Source organism: Sphingobium sp. HDIP04, assembly GCF_000445085.1.
GTDB lineage: Bacteria > Pseudomonadota > Alphaproteobacteria > Sphingomonadales > Sphingomonadaceae > Sphingobium > Sphingobium indicum.
In genome coordinates, this window is the sequence record NZ_ATDO01000103.1 from 1 (window position 1) to 19,068 (window position 19,068).

General features: G+C 65.2%; 18 protein-coding genes, 1 tRNA gene and 2 rRNA genes. 10 read left to right on the forward strand and 11 right to left on the reverse strand.

The window, feature by feature from the left end; translation table 11 throughout:
- Positions 1-47 precede the first annotated feature (47 nt).
- From L286_RS38565 to L286_RS38575, 3 genes are all read left to right on the forward strand, one after another.
- Positions 48-2,843 (forward strand): 23S ribosomal RNA (locus L286_RS38565).
- A 143-nt stretch (positions 2,844-2,986) separates the two neighbouring features.
- Positions 2,987-3,101 (forward strand): 5S ribosomal RNA (rrf, locus tag L286_RS38570).
- A gap of 65 nt (positions 3,102-3,166) precedes the next feature.
- A tRNA-Met gene (locus L286_RS38575) sits at positions 3,167-3,243 on the forward strand.
- A 276-nt stretch (positions 3,244-3,519) separates the two neighbouring features.
- Here the strand turns inward: L286_RS38575 and pgeF are convergent.
- Positions 3,520-4,281, reverse strand: a complete 762-nt coding sequence (gene pgeF, locus L286_RS38580; RefSeq protein ID WP_021223627.1) for a peptidoglycan editing factor PgeF — start codon at positions 4,279-4,281, stop codon at positions 3,520-3,522.
- 165 nt (positions 4,282-4,446) lie between these two features.
- On the opposite strand from pgeF, the gene L286_RS38585 reads away from it, so the two are divergent.
- Entirely contained in the window at positions 4,447-6,063 is a 1,617-nt protein-coding gene (locus tag L286_RS38585) for an amino acid permease (protein WP_013038740.1), read from the forward strand.
- A 32-nt stretch (positions 6,064-6,095) separates the two neighbouring features.
- Here L286_RS38585 and L286_RS38590 read toward each other — a convergent pair whose 3' ends face one another.
- Positions 6,096-7,370, reverse strand: coding sequence for a multidrug effflux MFS transporter (locus L286_RS38590; protein ID WP_021223628.1), 1,275 nt, complete (start codon positions 7,368-7,370; stop codon positions 6,096-6,098).
- Between the two features lie 238 nt (positions 7,371-7,608).
- Here L286_RS38590 and L286_RS0124735 point away from each other — a divergent pair, with 238 nt between their 5' ends.
- On the forward strand, positions 7,609-7,905 hold the full coding sequence (locus L286_RS0124735) for an SEL1-like repeat protein (RefSeq protein ID WP_025160542.1): 297 nt from the start codon (positions 7,609-7,611) through the stop codon (positions 7,903-7,905).
- Between the two features lie 48 nt (positions 7,906-7,953).
- Here the strand turns inward: L286_RS0124735 and L286_RS38595 are convergent, their stop codons facing one another.
- The 5 genes from L286_RS38595 to L286_RS0124740 are packed head-to-tail and all read right to left on the reverse strand — an operon-like array spanning position 7,954 to position 11,223.
- A complete protein-coding gene (locus L286_RS38595) occupies positions 7,954-9,099 on the reverse strand; it encodes a GNAT family N-acetyltransferase (protein ID WP_025160543.1) in 1,146 nt (381 codons plus the stop codon).
- On the reverse strand, positions 9,092-9,817 hold the full coding sequence (locus L286_RS38600; RefSeq protein ID WP_020820083.1) for a glycerophosphodiester phosphodiesterase family protein: 726 nt from the start codon (positions 9,815-9,817) through the stop codon (positions 9,092-9,094). Before L286_RS38600 ends, L286_RS38595 begins: the two co-directional genes overlap by 8 nt.
- Entirely contained in the window at positions 9,801-10,262 is a 462-nt protein-coding gene (locus L286_RS38605; RefSeq protein ID WP_007687391.1) for a RidA family protein, read from the reverse strand. The genes L286_RS38600 and L286_RS38605 overlap by 17 nt, the downstream gene beginning before the upstream one ends.
- Positions 10,259-10,930 (reverse strand): hypothetical protein, encoded by a 672-nt coding sequence (locus tag L286_RS38610; protein WP_020820082.1) that lies wholly within the window; start codon positions 10,928-10,930, stop codon positions 10,259-10,261. The genes L286_RS38605 and L286_RS38610 overlap by 4 nt, the downstream gene beginning before the upstream one ends.
- Positions 10,927-11,223: a DUF3572 domain-containing protein gene (locus L286_RS0124740; protein ID WP_013038747.1), complete on the reverse strand. Its 297-nt coding sequence runs from the start codon at positions 11,221-11,223 to the stop codon at positions 10,927-10,929. The genes L286_RS38610 and L286_RS0124740 overlap by 4 nt, the downstream gene beginning before the upstream one ends.
- Positions 11,224-11,301: 78 nt before the next feature.
- On the opposite strand from L286_RS0124740, the gene L286_RS38615 reads away from it, so the two are divergent.
- Positions 11,302-11,664 carry a response regulator gene (locus L286_RS38615; protein WP_021223630.1) on the forward strand — a complete coding sequence of 121 codons (363 nt, stop codon included), beginning with the start codon at positions 11,302-11,304 and terminating at the stop codon, positions 11,662-11,664.
- Between the two features lie 43 nt (positions 11,665-11,707).
- Here the strand turns inward: L286_RS38615 and L286_RS38620 are convergent, their stop codons facing one another.
- The 4 genes from L286_RS38620 to L286_RS38635 all read right to left on the reverse strand — a co-directional run bounded on the left by L286_RS38620 (position 11,708) and on the right by L286_RS38635 (position 15,889).
- The gene (locus L286_RS38620) at positions 11,708-12,505 is read right to left on the reverse strand and encodes an inositol monophosphatase family protein (protein WP_007687384.1); all 798 of its coding nucleotides are present in this window, start codon (positions 12,503-12,505) and stop codon (positions 11,708-11,710) included.
- On the reverse strand, positions 12,492-13,838 hold the full coding sequence (locus tag L286_RS38625; RefSeq protein WP_020820079.1) for a TldD/PmbA family protein: 1,347 nt from the start codon (positions 13,836-13,838) through the stop codon (positions 12,492-12,494). Before L286_RS38625 ends, L286_RS38620 begins: the two co-directional genes overlap by 14 nt.
- A gap of 88 nt (positions 13,839-13,926) precedes the next feature.
- Positions 13,927-14,832 carry an NAD(+) diphosphatase gene (gene nudC, locus L286_RS38630; protein WP_007687380.1) on the reverse strand — a complete coding sequence of 302 codons (906 nt, stop codon included), beginning with the start codon at positions 14,830-14,832 and terminating at the stop codon, positions 13,927-13,929.
- Positions 14,819-15,889, reverse strand: coding sequence for an A/G-specific adenine glycosylase (locus L286_RS38635; RefSeq protein WP_007687378.1), 1,071 nt, complete (start codon positions 15,887-15,889; stop codon positions 14,819-14,821). Before L286_RS38635 ends, nudC begins: the two co-directional genes overlap by 14 nt.
- A 26-nt stretch (positions 15,890-15,915) precedes the next feature.
- Between L286_RS38635 and L286_RS38640 the strand changes: the two genes are divergently transcribed.
- The 4 genes from L286_RS38640 to L286_RS0124745 form a co-directional block, all read left to right on the forward strand.
- Positions 15,916-16,458 (forward strand): DUF721 domain-containing protein, encoded by a 543-nt coding sequence (locus L286_RS38640; RefSeq protein ID WP_020820078.1) that lies wholly within the window; start codon positions 15,916-15,918, stop codon positions 16,456-16,458.
- A 335-nt stretch (positions 16,459-16,793) separates the two neighbouring features.
- Positions 16,794-17,453, forward strand: coding sequence for a DsbA family protein (locus L286_RS38645; protein ID WP_020820077.1), 660 nt, complete (start codon positions 16,794-16,796; stop codon positions 17,451-17,453).
- Between the two features lie 47 nt (positions 17,454-17,500).
- A complete protein-coding gene (locus L286_RS38650) occupies positions 17,501-18,235 on the forward strand; it encodes a thioredoxin domain-containing protein (RefSeq protein ID WP_007687367.1) in 735 nt (244 codons plus the stop codon).
- 80 nt (positions 18,236-18,315) lie between these two features.
- Positions 18,316-19,068 (forward strand): AAA family ATPase (locus tag L286_RS0124745; RefSeq protein WP_031293383.1); only part of this gene is annotated, 753 nt, incomplete at its 3' end.

Below are 19,068 nucleotides of genomic sequence, written 5' to 3' on the forward strand. Positions count from 1 at the left end.
CTGATGCAGGGCTGTTTTCCAGTGCTGTCATTGGTGGTGTGGACTCTCAAGCGTGAGGTAAGGGCATCTGGTGAATGCCTTGGCATGTACAGGCGATGAAGGACGTGGCACGCTGCGATAAGCGTGGGGGAGCTGTGAGCAAGCTTTGATCCCGCGATTTCCGAATGGGACAACCCACCTTCACCATTTAAGACTGGTCCAGCTTCTGGCTGGCCCCGTGTTAAATGGGAGAGGTATCACTAAGCTGAATAAAATAGGCTTTGGTGAAGCGAACCCGGAGAACTGAAACATCTCAGTACCCGGAGGAAAAGACATCAACCGAGATTCCGTTAGTAGTGGCGAGCGAACGCGGACCAGGCCAGCGCCTGATATTTAGTTAGCAGAACACTCTGGAAAGTGTGGCCATAGCGGGTGACAGCCCCGTATGCGAAAGCGCAATATCAGGACTTGAGTAGGGCGGAGCACGTGAAACTCTGTCTGAACATGGGGGGACCACCCTCCAAGCCTAAATACTCGTACATGACCGATAGCGAACCAGTACCGTGAGGGAAAGGTGAAAAGCACCCCGATGAGGGGAGTGAAACAGTACCTGAAACCGGATGCCTACAAGCAGTTGGAGGGCTCTTGAAGCCTGACAGCGTACCTCTTGCATAATGGGTCTGTGACTTAGTGTATCATGCAAGCTTAAGCCGTTAGGTGTAGGCGCAGCGAAAGCGAGTCTGAATAGGGCGACTGAGTATGATGCATTAGACCCGAAACCCGGCGATCTAGGCATGACCAGGCTGAAGGTGCGGTAACACGCACTGGAGGGCCGAACCGTTTAATGTTGAAAAATTATCGGATGAGTTGTGTTTAGGGGTGAAAGGCCAATCAAGCCGGGAAATAGCTGGTTCTCCGCGAAATCTATTGAGGTAGAGCGTCGGATGATTGCCGTTGGGGGTAGAGCACTGGATGGTTGCGGGGGTCGCGAGATCTACCAATACTAACCAAACTCCGAATACCAACGAGTCTAGTCCGGCAGACAGACGGCGGGTGCTAAGGTCCGTCGTCAAAAGGGAAACAGCCCTAACCTACAGCTAAGGTCCCCAAGTCACGTCTAAGTGGGAAAGCATGTGGGATTTCCAAAACAACCAGGAGGTTGGCTTAGAAGCAGCCATCCTTTAAAGAAAGCGTAACAGCTCACTGGTCTAAACAAGAGATCCTGCGGCGAAGATGTAACGGGGCTCAAGACGTGCACCGAAGCTTAGGGTTCAGTCTTTTGACTGAGCGGTAGCGGAGCGTTCCGTAGGCCGTTGAAGCGGGAGGGTAACCGACCGTGGAGGTATCGGAAGTGCGAATGCAGACATGAGTAGCGATTAAGAGGGTGAGATGCCCTCTCGCCGAAATTCCAAGGGTTCCTGCTTAAAGCTAATCTGAGCAGGGTAAGCCGGCCCCTAAGACGAGCCCGAAGGGGGTAGTCGATGGGAACCACGTTAATATTCGTGGGCCTGGAGGTGTGTGACGGATGGTGCAACTTGTCTGGCCTTATTGGATTGGTCCAGGCAGGGAAACTGTCCCAGGAAATAGCCCCTCCGTATAGACCGTACCCTAAACCGACACAGGTGGAATGGTAGAGTATACCAAGGCGTTTGAGAGAAGTATCCTGAAGGAACTCGGCAAATTGCCTCCGTACCTTCGGAAGAAGGAGGCCCCATCTAAGCGCAAGCTCTGATGGGGGGCACAGGCCAGGGGGTAGCGACTGTTTAGCAAAAACACAGGGCTCTGCTAAGTCGGCTTCAAGACGACGTATAGGGCCTGACGCCTGCCCGGTGCCTGAAGGTTAAGAGGAGGAGTGCAAGCTCTGAATTGAAGCCCAGGTAAACGGCGGCCGTAACTATAACGGTCCTAAGGTAGCGAAATTCCTTGTCGGGTAAGTTCCGACCTGCACGAATGGCGTAACGACTTCCCCACTGTCTCCAGGATATGCTCAGCGAAATTGAATTCTCCGTGAAGATGCGGAGTACCCGCGGTTAGACGGAAAGACCCCGTGCACCTTTACTGCAGCTTCAGAGTGGCATTAGGAAAGAACTGTGTAGCATAGGTGGGAGGCTTTGAAGCGAGGGCGCCAGCCCTCGTGGAGCCATAGGTGAAATACCACCCTGTTGTTTTCTGATGTCTAACCTCGCACCGTTATCCGGTGCAGGGACCCTCTGTGGCGGGTAGTTTGACTGGGGCGGTCGCCTCCTAAAGAGTAACGGAGGCGCGCGATGGTGGGCTCAGGACGGTTGGAAACCGTCTGTTAGAGTGCAATGGCATAAGCCCGCCTGACTGCGAGACTGACAAGTCGAGCAGAGACGAAAGTCGGTCATAGTGATCCGGTGGTCCCTCGTGGAAGGGCCATCGCTCAACGGATAAAAGGTACGCCGGGGATAACAGGCTGATGATTCCCAAGAGCTCATATCGACGGAATCGTTTGGCACCTCGATGTCGGCTCATCACATCCTGGGGCTGGAGCAGGTCCCAAGGGTTTGGCTGTTCGCCAATTAAAGTGGTACGTGAGCTGGGTTCAGAACGTCGCGAGACAGTTTGGTCCCTATCTGCCGTGGGCGTCGAAATTTGAGAGGAGTTGACCCTAGTACGAGAGGACCGGGTTGAACATGCCTCTGGTGTACCTGTCGTCCTGCCAAGGGCGCAGCAGGGTAGCTATGCATGGACGGGATAACCGCTGAAAGCATCTAAGCGGGAAGCCTCCCTCAAGATAAGATTTCTTCGAGCGGTCGTAGACCACGACCTTGATAGGCCGGATGTGGAAGTGCGGTAACGCATGGAGCTAACCGGTCCTAATTGCTCTGTTCGCGCTTGAATGCTTCTCCAAAGAAGCGAGTCCCACCATCAATGACAACACTGGAATAAACCAGCGTCAAAGATGCGGTGATCACCCTCATGCCAGACATCATATCTCAAAAGTGCACGGCACCGATTAAAACCCGAAGCGCAAGCTCTATTGCTTGGTGACCATAGCGTCTGTGACCCACCCGATCCCTTCCCGAACTCGGACGTGAAACCAGTCTGCGCCAATGGTACTGTGGCTCAAGCCCCGGAAGAGTAGGTCGTCGCCAGGCATTATAGCTCGCGCTCCATTAAACCCATTCGCAATAAATGCGGCCTCCGCAGCGATCTCTAGTGTCGCGGGATGGAGCAGCCCGGTAGCTCGTCAGGCTCATAACCTGAAGGTCGTAGGTTCAAATCCTACTCCCGCAACCAGAGGCCGCAATTCACTTCACAAAGCTTCAGAACCTGCCCAGGCAGAAAAGCATCGTGCCACGCCGATCCATCGGGTCGACGATGAGCAGTATCGGTTCTCGCTGCATGCGGATCAGCGCCATATCCTTCCCATGGAGGGCTTTCCAAGCGATCGAAACGGATCGCTGGTTAGGAAATCGCGGAAAACAAAGAAATTGGAGCGGCGATCTGATCAATCAGATCAACACCCGGTTTAATATGGCTCCGTCGCGGCATGACGACGGCTTGCGCCGCTTCCTAATCCCGCAAAGCGATCATCGAAATCTGCCGGCCATAATCGGCTTCCCCCCGATGGCAGGAGCGCCGATAGCTGTAAAAGCGATCCGGCTGGCTATAGGTATCTTCATCCAGAAGTTCGATCTGGCCGATCCCCGCGCCCGCGAGCCGCGCAGCCACATAGGCGGCAATGTCGAATTGGCAATGCCCTTCCCGTCCTGCCGAGAAGAAGCGATCATTCTCCGCATCCGCCGCCGCGAAGCGTTCCGCGAAATCCAGCGTCACCTCATAGGAGGAACGGCCGATGCACGGCCCGATCGCGCAGGCGATCCGGTCGCGCGCAGCGCCCAGCGCCTCCATCGCGCCGATCGTCCGGTCCGTGACTCCGCCCAGGGCGCCTTTCCACCCCGCATGCGCCGCACCGATGACGCCGGCCGAAGCATCGGCAAACAGCACAGGCACGCAATCGGCGGTGAGTATTCCCAAAATCAGTCCAGAGCGATTCGTCACCATGGCGTCTGCCGCCGGCCGTTCGCCGGCGGCGATGGGCGCCGTGACCGTGACCGCATCGGGCGAGTGCACCTGATGCACCGTCACCAGCGTTGCGCCGGGGAGCAAGGCGTCGCGCGCCAGATCCCGGTTGCGCAGAACCGCGTCCCGCTCATCCTCCGACCCCAGCCCGACGTTCAGGCCCGCATGAACCCCGGTTGAAACGCCGCCGCGCCGTCCCGCAAACCCGTGCAGGACATTCCCTAAACCTGCCGCCCGCAGCAATTCAACCACGCTTCGCTCCTCAACATCGTCATGGGAACCGCTTTTGGACCATGTCCTGAATGCGCAACATACTTGCGCGCTGCGGATTAGGCGATAGTCTCCGTTTCATCATAAAAGGGGAGCGGCCGCAACGGTCGCCTCGGGCAAAAGACTTCAAAGATAAAGGGCTCCACCATGATCTTCGGGCGCATAAAGCCATTGGACGCCATATTGGCCACGGCCGAGAAGAAATCTCTCGTCCGTACCCTGGGGCCGGTTCAACTGACGCTATTGGGTGTCGGCGCGATCATCGGCACCGGCATCTTCGTCCTGACCGCCGCCGCCGCGCAAAAGGCCGGACCGGGCATGATGTGGAGCTTCGTGATCGCGGGGGCCGTCTGCGCCTTCGCCGCGCTCTGCTATTCCGAGATCGCGTCGATGGTGCCCGTATCGGGTTCCGCCTATACCTATACCTATGCGGTGGTCGGCGAATTGCTCGCCTGGATGGTGGGATGGGCGCTCATCCTGGAATATGCGGTCGCGGCCAGCGCCGTTTCGGTCGGCTGGTCAGGCTATTTCATGGGATTGCTCAAAAGCATAACCGGGCTTGAGCTGCCGCAGGCGCTTTCGGCGGGGCCGGTGTGGACGATGAACGGCCTGGTCCCGCATGCCGACATCACCCATGGCCTCATCAACATTCCCGCCATCGTCATCGCCCTGGCGGTCACCGCCCTGCTGGTGATCGGCACCACGGAAAGCGCCCGCGTCAACGCCGTGCTCGTCGCTATCAAGGTGACAGCGCTCACCGCCTTCATCCTTCTGACCCTTCCCGTGCTCGACACCGGCAATTTCTCGCCCTTCGCGCCCAATGGCTGGTTCGGGCCGGAAGGCGCCAGCGGCATGGGCATCGTCGGCGCCGCCGCCTCGATCTTCTTCGCCTATGTCGGCTTCGACGCCGTGTCGACCGCGGCGGAGGAAACCAAGAACCCGCAGCGCAATGTGCCCATCGGCCTGATCGGCAGCCTGGCGCTCTGCACCGTCTTCTACCTGCTGGTGGCGGGCGGCGCGATCGGCGCGATCGGCGCGCAGCCGGTGCTTGGCCCCGACGGTTCTGTCGTCGCGCCCGGATCGCAGGGCTTCGCCGCCGCCTGCGCGACCGCCGCCCATGCCCAGGACCTCGTCTGCTCCAACGAAGCGCTTGCCCATGTGCTGCGCGAGATCAACTGGACGGTCGTGGGCAATGCCCTGGGCCTGGCCGCGAATCTGGCGCTGCCTTCGGTCATCCTGATGATGATGTTCGGCCAGACCCGCATCTTCTTCGTGATGGCGCGCGACGGCCTGCTGCCCGAAAAGCTCGCCAGCATCCATCCCCGTTTCAAGACGCCCCATGTCGTCACCATGGTGACGGGCGTCTTCGTCGCCATCGGCGCCGCTCTGCTGCCCGTGGGCCAGCTTGCGGACATCTCCAATTCCGGCACGCTGTTCGCCTTCTTCATGGTGTCCATCGCCGTGCTGGTGTTGCGCGTGAAGGAACCGGGCCGCGCCCGTCCGTTCCGCACCCCCCTGGTGTGGGTGATCGCGCCCATGGCGGCCTTCGGCTGCGTCTTCCTCTTCTTCAACCTGCCGTTCGATGCCCAGCTCGTCCTGCCGATCTGGGGCGGAATCGGCCTCGTGCTCTATTTCATCTACGGCTATCGCAAGAGCCATGTGGGGCGCGGACTGGTCGAAACCCATGAACAGGATGCCGGCATTCCGCCCCAGCCCGTGCCGCCGATGCCGGGCGCGCATACGCCGGGCGGACGGGACGCCTGATCGACGAAGGGGGCGGCCACACCGCCCCCTTTTCAGTGCAGCGGCTCGAATTCCGGATCGCGCAGCGCGCCATGATGGGGGCGCGTGAACAAATTGCCCCGTTCCGCCCAGGCGACGATCAGGAAGGAGATCGAGCCGAACACCGCCAGCCCCGCCGTCAGCGGCAGCGTCGTCCCGTTGAAGGCCTGGCCGATCAGGCTGCCCAGCGCGCTCGACACCGCCGTGGTCAGAAAGGCCTGGAAGGAGGATGCGACGCCGGCGCCTTTCGCGAAGGGCTCCATCGAAATCGCGCTGAAATTCGACGCGGTGAAGGCGATGGTCATCATCGTCGCCGCCTGCAGGATCATGAAGCTGACGATGGTTTCATGCCCCGCCAGGATCACCGCCAGATGCACGACATTGATCGATACCAGGCACAGCAGCGCCGTCTGGCTCAGCCGCCGGGCGCCGAAGCGGGAGACGAGCCGGCTGTTGAGCAGGCTGCCGACACCCATGCTGCCGGCCATGGCCGCGAAGGCGAAGGGAAAAATCCCCTGCGCGCCGAATATGTCGAAGAAGATCTGCTGCACCGACAGGATGAAGCCGATCAGGCCGCTCATCACGACGCCGCTCGCCAGCATATAGCCGATGGACGTGCGCGTGCGGACGATGGTGCCGACCGTGCGGAAGATCGTCCCCGCGCTCATCCGCAGGCGATTTTCGGGCAGCAGCGTTTCCGGCAGCCTCATCCCCATCCACAGCAGGATCAGCGTCGCCAGGATCGCCAGCGCCCAGAATATCCATCGCCAGGGCGCGATCCACAGGATCGCCTGGCCGAAAGTCGGCGCCATGACCGGGATCAGCATGAACACGGCGAAGATCAGCGACATCACCCGGGCCATTGCGTCGCCCCGGAACCGATCGCGGACGATGCCGACAGTGATCACCCGGCTGGCGCCCGCGAAGAAGCCGGCGCAGGCCCGGGCGGCCAGCATCATGGCAAAGCTGTGCGCGCCCGCGCAGGCGATGGAGGAAAGGATGAACAGCGCCATCGCGCCGCCCAGCACCCGTTTCCGCCCATAGCGGTCCGAAAGCACGCCGAACAGCAGCGATCCGACGCCCAGTCCCAAGAAGTAGACGCTGATGATCAATTGCCGGTCATTGGGGTGCGGCACCGAAAGATCCCGGCCGATGTCGGGCAAGGCAGGCAGCATGGGATCGATCGACAGCGCGTTCATCGCCATCAGGCAGGCGCACAGCATCACGAATTCGCGGAATGCCATGTCCCTTTTCGGCTGTGCTGCGGCGGTGTCGGGATGTTCGGTCATGCCGGTCGCTATGCGGATAATCCAACGGCCGCGCCACCCCCTTAGGGCGTTTTGCGGATGAAGGAATCGTCTGTCGGACCGGAAACGCGGCGAGACGAGGAACCGGAGCATTCGATCCGCGGTCGGACCGCCCCGCATGCACATGGTATCTGCCGCGTTAACCATTTTTTATCCGGTGCCGGTGCAGCCTGCCGACGTCGAAAACCATCAAGTCGAAATCCATGAGGGGGATTCGGTTATGGCCAATGGACTGAAGAGTGCGCAGTTTCTGATGGAAAGCCGGCTCGCGGGAGCGGCGGGCGGAACCGCAGAGGCCTGTTTCGATCTGGGCGTCGCCTATAGCTGCGGCACGGGCGGCCTGCCCGTCGACCTGATCGAGGCGCATAAATGGTTCAATCTCGCCGCGCTCAAGGGCAGCGAGGAAGGGCAGACGATGCGTGCGGAAGTGGCCGGGGAAATGTCGGCGCGCGAAATCGCCGAGGCGCAGCGGCAGGCGCGCGCGCTGATGGCCGCGACGCAATTGCGCGCCGCCTGAACAGAGCGATTTCCACGCGATCGAAACCCGTCCTGGAGGGGCGCAACCTTAGTCCGGCCGCGCCTCGCCCTTTCGAAAGGGCGTCCTTTCGGTCAGCCAGATCCGGTCGCGCTGCACGCCCTGCCGCTCTGCCGCCAGGAAATCGGCCACGGCGCGGCGGAAGCTGTCATTGGGGATGAAATGGGCGGAGAAGGTCGGCTCCGGCGCATAGCCGCGCGCCAGCTTGTGGCCGCCCTGCGCGCCGGCCTCCACTCGTTTCAGCCCGCGGGCGATGGCGATGTCGATCGCCTGATAATAGCATAGCTCGAAATGCAGGTTGGGCACATCCTCGGTGCAGCCCCAATAGCGCCCATAAAGCGTATCCGCGCCGATCAGGTTGAGCGCGCCCGCGATCGGCTGCCCCTGCCGCAGCGCCAGCACCAGCAGCACCCGGTCGGCCATGCTCTCCCCCAGCAGGGAGAAGAAGGCGCGGGTCAGATAGGGCCGGCCCCATTTGCGCGCCCCGGTATCCTGGTAGAAGGTCCAGAAAATATCCCAATGCGCCTCGGTCAGCGCCGCGCCGGTCAGGTGGACGATCTCCAGCCCCTCGACCGCCCGTTCCCGTTCCTTGCGGATATTCTTGCGCTTGGCGCTCGACAGGTCGGCCAGGAAATCGCTGAAATCGCGATAGCCGCGATTGGTCCAGTGAAACTGGCTGTCCTCCCGGATCAGCCAGCCCCCCGCCTCGAACAGCGGCACCTGCTCCGGCGCGACGAAGGTCGCATGGGCGGATGACAGCCCGTTCTGCCGGACCACCGCCTCTATCCCCGCGATCAGCGCCGGGGCCAGCGCGTCGTCGCGCAGCAGCAAGCGCGGCCCCGGCACCGGCGAAAAGGGGGAGGCGATCTGGATCTTCGGATAATATTGCCCGCCCGCCCGTTCCCAGGCGTCGGCCCAGCCATGGTCGAACACATATTCGCCCTGGCTGTGGGTCTTGCCGTAAAGCGGCGCGGCAGCGGCGATCCGCCCGTCCGGCCCGTCGATCACCAGCGGCAGGGGTTGCCAGCCGCTATGGCCGCCGACGCTGCCGGACCGTTCCAGCGCGGTCAGGAAATCCCAGCTCATGAAAGGATTGGCGTCCCCCGCGCAGGCGTCCCACTGGTCCCGCGGCAGTTCGGCCACGCCTTGGGCCAGGCGCGCCACGCACTCAGTCATGCGACCGCTCGAAGATGATCTGGTCGGCGTGCAGCGCGGCGCGGGCGCGCTCCTCCTCGCCGCGCACCGTCCATGTCAGCACGGGCAGGCCCCTCCGGCGGGCGCAGGCGGACAGGGAAGAAGGCAGGTCGCGAATGTCACAGGCGATAAAATCGGGTTTCGCCGCCCAAAGTGCAAGAGCGCGCCCGATCCTGCCGCGCCAGCCCCGCTTCCCCTGTTCGCTGATCACCAGCCCGCGCGCCACATTGGGCCGGCGGCGCCTGAACCAGCGCATCGCCGCGGGATTGAACGACATGACGGCTGCCGGCGTCTTGGGCCGCCGCGCCAGATCCTCGGCGACCGCCATGCAGATCGGCTGGACATGTCGCCCCTCCACCTTGATCTCGACAAGCAGCGGGACATCCGTCCCGCATAGGTCCAGCAGGGCGCGAAGACGGGGAACGCCGCCGCCGTCGGGCAGCATCAGCCGGTCTATCGCCCCGGCATCATGGTCCTGCACGGACCCATTTTCGCCCGTCATGCGGCGCAGCGCGGCGTCGTGGAAGATAATGGCGACGCCGTCGCGGCTCAGGCGCACGTCGCATTCGATGCCGAAACCGGCGGCGACGGCGGCCGCGAAGGCCGCCATGCCGTTTTCGCTGATCCGGCCCCCGTGCAGCCCGCGATGGGCGAAGGGGCGTTCGGTCAGGAAGGGGAGGGCGTCAGGCCGGGCGGACAAGGACGATCGCGTCGATCTCTACCGCCGCGCCCAGCGGCAGCACCGGAACCCCCACGGCGCTGCGGGCATGCTTGCCCGCCTCGCCGAAGACATCGACCATCAGTTCGGACGCGCCATTGGCGACCTTGGGCTGGTCGGTGAATTCGGGCGTGCTGCTGATGAAGGCGCCCAGCTTCACGATCCGCTCGACCCGGTCCAGGCTGCCCAGCGCCGCCTTCATCTGGGCGATCAGGTTCAGGCCGCAGGCGCGCGCCGCCTTGACGCCATAGTCCAGGTCGCGGTCCTCGCCCAGGCGGCCGGTCATCAACTGGCCGTCGGACAGCGAGATCTGGCCGGAGATATGCAGCAGGCCGTTCGCCTCCACCGCCGCGACATAGGCGGCGACCGGCGCGGCGGCGGCGGGAAGGGCGATGCCCAGTTCGGTCAGGCGGGCTTCGATGCTCATGCGGATGCTCCTTGGATGGTCGGGCTGCCCTGGGGCGCCGGGGTTTCGGGCGCCGGCCCTTCGGCCAGCCGGGCCGCGATCCAGGCTTCGGCGGCGGCCCAGTCGTCGATCCGGGCATGGGCCAGCGGCGCGACCGGGACGCTGGCGGCGATCTGCGGCTCGCCCACCATGTGCAGGCGCCAGACGCCGGGCGCATGGTCCGCCACGGATGCATGATGCTGCGCCAGATCGTCGATGAACAGGGCGACGCCGGGCTGGCGTTCCGCCAGGATGGCGGCCAGCGGTTCGCCCTTGCCCCCCTGGTTCCAGTGCACCGGCAGATCGAGCCCGTGGGCGGCGAGTTGTTCGATGCGCTGGAGATGATGCCGTTCGGTGATGTTGGTCAGGACCACGATGTCGGCGATCCGGCCAAGGCGTCGCATGGCCTCCACCGCTCCGGCGATCGGCGTCTGGCGGTGCATCTGCGTCTCGAAAAAGCCCAGCAGCAGTTCCCAGACCAGCGCCCGCTCCACCGGCTGCCCGCTGTCCTTGTGGCGCAGCGCCTCGCCGAAGCCGCGGTCGTGCATGTCGAAATGGATGTCATGGCTCTCGTCCAGCCATTCGCGAAAGGGAACGACCATGTGCAGCAGCACCTCGTCGCAATCGGTTATGATCAGGGGACGGTTCATGCGGCAAGACGCTCCTTTGCCGTTATCAGCGCTTCCGGGCTGCTGTCGATGCTTTCCGCGCAGGCGATCAGGTCCGGCTCATGATCGGCCAGGAAGCCCAGCACCGCGCCCAATATCGCCGGATCGGCCACCCCCGCCCTCAGCGCATCTGCGTCCAGCCCGGTCAGCGCCAGCAGCCGGTCGGCGCGGCGGTCGTCCGCCAGCGTCCAGGCCAGCGCCATCAGGGCCAGCACGGATGGCTCTCGGGTCTCGCTTCGACTATGCTGCTTGCCATGGTTAATGTCGGGACGCATGATTGATCTCAACGAAGGGCGGGCTTAGGGGGACGCACTTCCATTATGTTGGCGGATTTCTCCAAACGCGGGTGACTGGTGGCAAAGCGCGTGCTCGTTGTCGAGGACAACGAACTCAATCTCAAACTTTTTTGCGACCTGCTGCGCGCGCACGGGCACGATGTGCTGCCGCTGCGCGACGGGCGCGACCTGCTGGCCCAGGCGCGGGAGTTCCATCCTGACCTGGTGATCACCGACATCCACCTGCCGCATGTCAGCGGGCTGGACCTCATCATCTCGCTGAAACGGGACGCGCAATTGTCGTCCGTGCCGATCATGGCGGTCACCGCCTATGCCGGCCATGGCGATGAGGAGCGCATTCGGGAGGCCGGCGCGCAGGCCTATGTGTCGAAGCCGATTTCCGTGCTGCGCTTCGTGGAGCAGGTGAACGCCCTGCTTTGATGCGGGGGAAGGGCGGGTTTCCGGATAGGGCTGCCCGCCGCCCTTACCCCCGCCCCAATATCTTCCGCGCCCGCGGCGCCAGGCGTTCCGCGGCCGCCGCGTGAATCCCCGGCGCCGCGCACAGCAAGCCGAAGGCGGTCGGCTGCGGCCGGTTGAAGGAAAAGGGGTTGCTGAGCGCATCGGTGACGATGGCGCCGGCCTCCTGCGCGATCAGCGCGGCGGCGGCGACATCCCATTCATTGCCCCAGCGCACCGTGGCGACCAGATCGGCCTCGTCCGCCGCGACCATCGCCATGCGCAGCGCGATGCTGTTGGGCTTGTCCACGGTGACGAGATCGCGGTCATGGCGGGGAAGCTGGTCTGCGGGCACCCGCGAACCGCGCAGGATGGAACGCGATCCGGCCCGCAAGGTCCGCCCGTTGCGGGTCGCCCCCGCGCCCGCCTGCGCGATCCACAGCTCGTTCCGGGCGGGCGCCGCCAATATGCCGAAGCGGGCCTCGCCATGCTCCACCAGCGCCACCGAAACCGCCCAGCCTGGCCGCCCGCGCAGATAGTCCCGCGTGCCGTCGATGGGATCGACCACCCAGACGCGGGGCAGGTCCAGCCGGTGCACGGTGTCGGCCGTCTCCTCCGACAGCCATCCGGCCGAAGGATCGATGGCGTAGAGCCGCTCGCGCAGCATCGCGTCCAGTTCCAGATCGGCCTCGCACACCGGATGGCCGGGCACCTTTTCCCACTGGCGCACACGGGTCTGGCCGCCAGCCCAGAGCGTCAAGGCCCGGTCCGCGGCATCCGACGCGGCCGTCACGACATCGCGCAGGGAGATGTCAGCCGCCGGCAACGGTCATCCCGTCGATGCGGATCGTCGGCACGTTCATGCCATAGCGGAAGGCGAGGTCGTTGGCCGGCGCCAGCGCGCGGAACATGTCCTTCAGATTGCCGGCGATGGTGATTTCCGACACCGCCCGGCCCACCGCGCCATTCTCGATCAGGAAGCCCGCCGCCCCGCGGCTGTAGTCGCCGGTGACGCCGTTGACGCCCATGCCGATCAGTTCGGTGACATAGAGGCCGCGCTTCACGTCGGCCATCAATTCGCCGGGCGACTGCCTGCCCGGCTCCATATGCACGTTGGTGACGCCCGCGCCGGGCGCGCCGCTGCCGCCCCGGCTGGCATGGCCGGTCGGCTGCAAGCCCAATTGCCGCGCCGAGGCGCTGTCCAGCAGCCAGCCGGTCAGCACGCCCCGGTCGATCAGGGCGCGCCGTTCCACGGGGAGGCCCTCGCCGTCGAAGGGGCGCGAACGCAGGCCGCGCAGGCGCAGCGGATCGTCGATGATGGTCACGCCGGAATCGAACAGCGCCTCGCCCAGCGATTCCAGCAGGAAGCTCGACCGCCGCGCAATCGCTGGACCCACCATGCCGCCGATCAGATGGCCGACCAGGCTGGAGCCGATGCGCGGATCGAAGATGACCGGCATTACGCCGCTGCCGACCTTCACCGGGTTCAAGCGGGCCACGGCCCGTTGCCCGGCGCGGGTGCCGACCGCGTCGGCATCGTCCAGATCGGCGATATGGCGGACGCTGTGGCTGGCATGGTCGCGCTGCATATCGGCGCCGGTTCCAGCCAGCACGCTGGCCCAGGTCGAATGGCTGGTCCCGGCATAGGCCCCGGCGAAGCCGTGGCTGGTGGCGAGCGCCATCTGGCTCCGCCCCGTCGCCGCGCCGCCGCCCTCGCTGTTGGTGACGCCCGGCACCGCCCGCGCCGCCTCCTCCGCGATCATGGCGCGCTCCCTGAGCTGCGCGGGTTCCGGCTCGAACGGATCGGCCAGGTCAAGCGCGGGCAGCTTTTTCCTGAGCAGCCGGTCTTCGGGGGCAAGGCCCGCATAGGGGTCTTCGGGCGCCTGCCCCGCCATGGCGATGCAGCGGTCGACCAAAGTCGCCAATGTCGCGGGATTCATGTCCGACGCCGAAATGCTGGCGGATCGGCGGCCGATGAACACGCGCAGGCCGATCTCCTCGCCTTCCGACCGCTCCACATCCTCCAGCGCGCCCAGCCGCACCGACACGTTGGTCGACGCGTTGCAGGCATAGACGGCGTCGGCCGCATCCGCCCCCGCCCGGCGCGCCGCCGCCACCAGATCCTGCGCGCGGGACTGGGCTTCTTCTAGGCTGAGCATGGGATCGGTCGATTCCTGTAAGGGGAGGGCGAAGGGGCGGCCTTACGCGCTTGGGCCATGGTGGGCAACATGCCCGTCCGGCCCCCGCTCATCCGGCCGTCCGCCGATCCAGCCAATGCCGCAGCAGATGCCAGGCCACGGCCATGGGCGGCGGCGCCAGGAAGGGCGCGTCCTCCTCCCCCGCCATCGCGGCGCGCACGCCCGCCTCATCGCACCAGAAGGCATGCTCGATCTCGTTCTCGTCCACCTTCAGCGCGTCGTCATCGGCCTCCGCCGTGCAGGCGATCATCAGCGAAGAGGGGAAGGGCCAGGGCTGGCTGGTGACATAGCGCACCGAATGGGTGGCGACGCCCGCTTCCTCCCTGATCTCCCGGACCACCGCTTCCTCCAGCGTCTCGCCCGGCTCGACGAAGCCGGCCAGCGCCGAATAGCGCCCCGCCGGCCAGCTATGCTGCCGGCCGAGCAGCACGCGCCCGCGATGTTCGGCCAGCATGATCACCACCGGATCGACGCGGGGGAAATGCTCTGCCTCGCAAGACCCGCATTTCCGCGACCAGCCCGCCTTGGAAGGCGCCGTGCGCTGACCGCACATGGAACAGAATCGATGCCGCGCATGCCAGGCCAGCAGGCTGCGCGCCGTTCCGTAGAGCGCGACCTCATGCCCCGGCACCTCGCTGGCCAGGGCGCGGCTGCGCGGCGTGGCGAAGAAGCTGTCCGGCGCTTCCGCCAGCAATTCCGCGAAGATCGGCCGCTGATCCTCATCCACGCCGAGCAGGGCATGATGCTCGATCCAGGCGTCGCCGGGCAGCGGTTCCATGACCAGATGGCCACCCTCGACCACCGGCTCCAATCCCTCCAGCACGATGCGGCGCGCCAGCGGGGACGCGAAGGCTTCGGCCAGCAGCAGGGGATTGCTGCGGACATGATCGACCCGGTCCAGCCGTCCGCCGCCAAAGGCGACAAGCCGCGAATCGGGGGTTTTAGAACCGTGCATCCTTCCTTCTCTCCTTCATCGCCGCTTCGGCCGCGCGGGCGAACAGCGTCGGCAGGCCCGCCCTTCCGATTTCCGCCACCGGCCACCATTCACCCTCGCCGGGCGGTGTCGCATCCTGCCCCACATGGGCATGATGCACCGTCAATGCGAGGGAGAAATGGGTAAAAACATGGGCGACCGGCTCCGCGACCTGCCGCCAGGGGGCGGGCAGGGGCGGCGTCGCGTCGGGCGCGTCGTTCCATTCGGAGGAAGGCAGCGCCCGCATGCCGCCCAGCATCCCCCTGCCGGGCCGCCGCACCAGCCAGACATGGCCGTCCTGCCGCTCTATCCACCAGCCATGGCCCAGCCGGCGCGGCTTGGCCTTCTTCGCTGCCTTGACGGGGAAGGCGGCGGGATCGGCGGTGCGGAAAGCCGCGCAATGCGGCCGCAGCGGGCAAATGCCGCAGGCCGGATTGCGCGCCGTGCAGATGGTGGCGCCCAGGTCCATCATCGCCTGGGCGAAGTCCCCGGCGCGCAGATCGGGCGTGATCGCATCGGTCGCCGCCCGAATCTCCGGCCGCGCAGCGGGCAGGGGCGTCGATATGGCGAAAAGCCGCGCCACCACCCGCTCGACATTGGCGTCGACCACCACAGCCCGCCGCCCGAAGGCGATCGCCGCCACTGCCGCCGCCGTATAGGCGCCGACGCCCGGCAGGGCGCGCAGGCCCTCCTCCGTATCGGGAAACGCGCCGCCATGCTGGCCCGCCACCGCCCGCGCGCAGGCCAGCAGGTTGCGGGCGCGGGCATAATAGCCCAGCCCCGCCCAGGCGGCCATGACCTCCGCATCCTCCTCCGCCGCCAATGCCGCCACGTCGGGCCAGCGCCGCGTGAACGTCGCGAAATAAGGGCCGACCGCCGCCACCGTCGTCTGCTGGAGCATCACCTCCGACAGCCAGACCCGATAGGGATCGGCCGCATTGGCCCCCGGCGGCGCGCGCCAGGGCAGGCTGCGCGCATGGACGTCATAATGGGCGAGCAGGTCGGATGCTATTTTATCGGATGGTCCCTCGACGCGCATGCCGCCCCTATGCCATTAAGCGAGGCATGACGGAACGCCCCCCGCAACCCAAATCGAAAAGCCGCAGGGCAAAGGCGGAGGAACGCCCGCGCATCGGCGCGCCGCGGCGGATCGCGGACCTGATGCCCGCCATCGGCGCCGCCGCCTTCCGCAAGTTCGGCTTCGTCCAGTCCAGCATCGTCACCCGCTGGGCGGAGATCGTCGGCCCGCATTATGCGGCGATCAGCGAACCCGAATCGATCCGCTTCCCGGCGGGCAAGAAGGCGGGCGGCACCTTGCAGCTCACCGTCATGAGCGGCCATGCGCCCATGATCCAGCATGTGCTGCCCGACATTGTCGAGCGGGTGAACCGCTTTTTCGGCTATGCCGCCGTCGCCAGGGTGGCGATGAAGCAGGGGATGGTCCAGGCCAGGGAACCGGAACGCCGCCCCCCGCCCGGCAACCTCAAGCCCATTCCGGTCGAACTGGGCGATTCGCTGCGCGACATCGGCGACCCCGAACTGCGCGCCGTGCTGGAATCGCTGGCGCAGGGGCTGGCCAATAGCGGCGGTTTGCCGAAGATCGGGTAGGTAGAGCGGACAATTTAAGACTCGTCGGAATGGGTGATTGGGGTGTTTAGCCGACCTCTCCTTTCCTCCCCATCGAGAGATGGGGAGGGGGACCGCGCGAAGCGTGGTGGAGGGGAATGGGGCACGACCTCCGAATTTCCCCTCCACATCGGCTGCGCCGACGGCGAAGAGAGTCACGTGCCTCTCTTCGACCCTCCCCGCGCTGCGCGTAGGGAGGAACGGGGATGGCTCATGGCCGTGTTCCTGCCTTCGCGGGAGCATGTTGCGCTGGGGACAAGAAGTATACATCATAGCCATCCTTGCCGTGACAGGGGCGGCGCATCATTGGACATCGCATGACGAAACTCCGCCTGGCCCTCCTTCCCCTGCTCGCCATCCCGGCGAGCCTTGCCGCCGCCCCGGCCGCCAACTGGCTGGCCCGGATCGCCCTTTCCCCCATCGGCGGGCACGTGCTGGGCAATCCGGCCGCATCCACCAAATTGGTCGAATATGTGAGCTACACATGCTCCCACTGCGCCCATTTCGTGGGAGAGGCGAGCGAACCGCTGCGCGCCAACTATGTGAAGGGCGGCAAGGTCAGCGTCGAGGTGCGCAACGCCGTGCGCGACAAATATGACCTGGCCGCCGCCCTGCTGGCCCGTTGCGGCGGGCCCGGCCGCTTCTTCGGCAATCATGAGGCGCTGTTCGCCAACCAGGACGCCTGGATGGAAAAGCTGATCGCCTATGACAAGGACGCGACCAAGCCGACCGAGGAAAAGGCCGCCCTGCGCGACATCGGGCAGAAGACCGGCCTCTATGCGCTGATGGGCAAGCGCGGGTTCAAGCCTGCGCAACTGGACGCCTGCATCAACGACCCCGCGTCGATGAAGCAGATCCTCGCCATGACCGACGAAGCCTGGAACAAGCTGCGGATCGGCGGCACGCCTGCCTTCACGCTGAACGGCGCGCTGGTCCACGGGTCGGACTGGACGCGGTTGCAGGCCGCATTGCCCTGATCTAAACCACTGCACGACAACGCCCGACATAGGGAGCAGAGAACAACGTGAAAGCCCTTTCCGGACTTGCCCTGATCGCCCTCAGCCTGACCGTCGCCGCCTGCGGCAAGAAGGAGGAGGGCGGCGCCACCTCCGCCCAGCCGGTCGCCGCCGTGGCCGCGCCGGCCGGCACCACATGGTCGGAGACTATCGCCGCGACGCCCGAGGGCTATTTCCTCATGGGCAATCCCGATGCGAAGGTGAAGCTGGTCGAATATGGCTCCTACACCTGCTCACACTGCCGCGACTTCGCCGCCGAATCGGCGGAGGAGATCAGGCAGATCGTCGACAGCGGCAAGATGAGCTTCGAATTCCGCAACTATGTGCGCGATCCGATCGACATCTCGACGGCGCTGCTGGCCCGTTGCGGCGGCAAGGACATATTCTATCCGCTGTCCGACCAGTTCTTCGCCAACCAGAACGCGATGTTCGAAAAGGCGCAGGCCCTGGGCGACGAACGGTACAAGGCGCTGATGAGCGCGCCGCCCGCCCAGCGATTCGGCCAGCTTGCCGAGGCCATCGGCCTGGTCGACTTCGCCAAGCAGCGCGGCATAGCGGAGGATCAGGCGAAGCAATGCCTGGCCGACACCGCCGCCGCCGAAAAGCTGGCCAAGACGGTCGAGGACGCCAATCGGCAATATAAGATCGAAGGCACGCCGACCTTCATCCTGAACGGCGTGATGGTGGAGAACACCGCCGCTTGGCCGGCGTTGCGCGCGAAGCTCAAGGAAGCGGGGATCTGATTGGACCAGGGGGGGCTGACATCGTCGGTCCGGCTTCCTGCTAATGGCGGGGCGGCTCCGCGCTGCCCCGATCCCGCGCGATGCAGATAAAGCGCCTCAAGCTCTCCGGCTTCAAGAGCTTCGTCGACCCGACGGAGCTGCGCATCGAGCCCGGCCTTACCGGCATCGTCGGGCCGAACGGCTGCGGCAAGTCGAACCTGCTGGAGGCGATCCGTTGGGTCATGGGCGAATCCAGCGCCAAGTCGATGCGCGGCGGCGGCATGGAGGATGTGATCTTCGCGGGCACCTCCACCCGCCCGCAGCGCGATTTCGCGGAAGTCTCGCTGCTCACCGTGCAGGAGCAGGGCGAACTGTTCAACGCGGTGGAGGTCGCCGCCGACGGGGAACTGGAAGTCACCCGCCGGATCGAGCGCGGGGCGGGCAGCGCCTATCGCGCCAATGGCCGCGACGTCCGGGCGAAGGACGTGTCGCTGATCTTCGCCGACGCCGCCACCGGCCCGCATAGCCCGGCTCTGGTCAGCCAGGGGCGCATCGCCGCCGTGATCGCCGCCCGTCCGCAGGAACGCCGCGCCATGCTGGAGGAGGCGGCGGGCATTTCCGGCCTGCACGTTCGGCGCAAGGATGCCGAACAGAAGCTGCGCGCCGCCGAAGCGAATCTGATGCGGCTGGACGAAATCCTCTCCGACATGGATGCCCGCGCCAACAGCCTGCGCCGTCAGGCCAAGGCGGCGGAGCGCTATATCCGCCTGTCGGAGCAGATCCGCATTGCCGAGGCGCGGGTGATCTTCGCTCGCTGGCGCGAGGCGGCCGCCAGCGCGGACGCCGCCCGCGCC

Coding starts and splice junctions, on each gene's coding strand:
- L286_RS38590 (WP_021223628.1), bottom strand. CDS start 7,370: ATGACCGAACATCCCGACACCGCCGCAGCACAGCCGAAAAGGGACATG.
- L286_RS38640 (WP_020820078.1), top strand. CDS start 15,916: ATGACGGAACGCCCCCCGCAACCCAAATCGAAAAGCCGCAGGGCAAAG.
- L286_RS0124735 (WP_025160542.1), top strand. CDS start 7,609: ATGGCCAATGGACTGAAGAGTGCGCAGTTTCTGATGGAAAGCCGGCTC.
- nudC (WP_007687380.1), bottom strand. CDS start 14,832: ATGCACGGTTCTAAAACCCCCGATTCGCGGCTTGTCGCCTTTGGCGGC.
- L286_RS38625 (WP_020820079.1), bottom strand. CDS start 13,838: ATGCTCAGCCTAGAAGAAGCCCAGTCCCGCGCGCAGGATCTGGTGGCG.
- L286_RS38645 (WP_020820077.1), top strand. CDS start 16,794: ATGACGAAACTCCGCCTGGCCCTCCTTCCCCTGCTCGCCATCCCGGCG.
- L286_RS38610 (WP_020820082.1), bottom strand. CDS start 10,930: ATGAACCGTCCCCTGATCATAACCGATTGCGACGAGGTGCTGCTGCAC.
- L286_RS38595 (WP_025160543.1), bottom strand. CDS start 9,099: ATGACTGAGTGCGTGGCGCGCCTGGCCCAAGGCGTGGCCGAACTGCCG.
- L286_RS38605 (WP_007687391.1), bottom strand. CDS start 10,262: ATGAGCATCGAAGCCCGCCTGACCGAACTGGGCATCGCCCTTCCCGCC.
- L286_RS38585 (WP_013038740.1), top strand. CDS start 4,447: ATGATCTTCGGGCGCATAAAGCCATTGGACGCCATATTGGCCACGGCC.
- L286_RS0124740 (WP_013038747.1), bottom strand. CDS start 11,223: ATGCGTCCCGACATTAACCATGGCAAGCAGCATAGTCGAAGCGAGACC.
- L286_RS38635 (WP_007687378.1), bottom strand. CDS start 15,889: ATGCGCGTCGAGGGACCATCCGATAAAATAGCATCCGACCTGCTCGCC.